Annotated in this window: 1 protein-coding gene; it reads right to left on the reverse strand. The window is 66.8% G+C overall.

Annotated elements, in window-relative coordinates:
• On the reverse strand, positions 1-644 hold a 644-nt coding region (locus tag J6500_RS31395), incomplete at its 3' end, for a cation:proton antiporter domain-containing protein (RefSeq protein ID WP_225716575.1).
• Between the last annotated feature and the right edge of the window lie 193 nt (positions 645-837).

The following is an 837-nucleotide window of genomic DNA, read 5'->3' on the forward strand; positions in this document are numbered from 1 at the left end:
GGCAGGGTCTCCTGCGCCGCGCGCTGGCTGAGCGGCGATTCCCGCAGCATCATGCCGGCAAAGAACGCGCCGAGCGCCAGCGAAACTCCGAACAGCTTGGTGGCGCCGAACGCGATGCAGAGCGCGATCGCCAGCACCGTGAGGCGGAACAGCTCGCGCGATCCGGTATGCGCGATGTAGTGCAGCACCCACGGGATCAGCCGCCGTCCGACCACCAGCATCAGCGCGATGAACAGCGCGATCTTGATCAGCGTCAGCACCAGCACGCCGGTCAGCCCGAGGCCGAACACCAGGCCGGCGCCGACGGTCCAGCCCATCAGCATGGACAGCCCGAGCCCCATCAGCGTCGCGACCGCGATTTGCGCAACCGCCCCGGGGACCGCGATCGCCCGGACCGACATCAGATCATTCAGCGAGAAGTGCAGACCGACGCCGAACATCAGCAGGATGATACCGAGTTCCGCGAGTTCGGTCGCCAGCGCCTGGTCGGCTATCTGCTCGCCGGCGTCGCCGCCGGGCCGTTCACGCCGGGCTTCGTCGCCGACCAGCGGCGGAACCCGGAAGCGCTGGGCGATTGTCCCAAAGACGAAGGCGAGTCCAAGACCTGCGACGATGGTCGCGATCAGCGGCGTGTCATGCGGCATTTCGCCTTGTCGCACAGCATCGCCGCTGATGCACCGCGACCAATTGAGGCGGTCGCACCGGTGCGAGGCGAACACTATCGCCGCCGAACGCCTGCGTTGAATCTTGACGTGGATCGGGCCATTTCGTGACATTGCGCGGCGGATTCGGCGCAGCAGGCTCGCTGCCTTGTCATACCGTCCGCAGCGCAGGAAA

Origin of the sequence: Bradyrhizobium semiaridum (genome assembly GCF_020329505.1) — a bacterium.
Classification (GTDB): domain Bacteria; phylum Pseudomonadota; class Alphaproteobacteria; order Rhizobiales; family Xanthobacteraceae; genus Bradyrhizobium; species Bradyrhizobium semiaridum.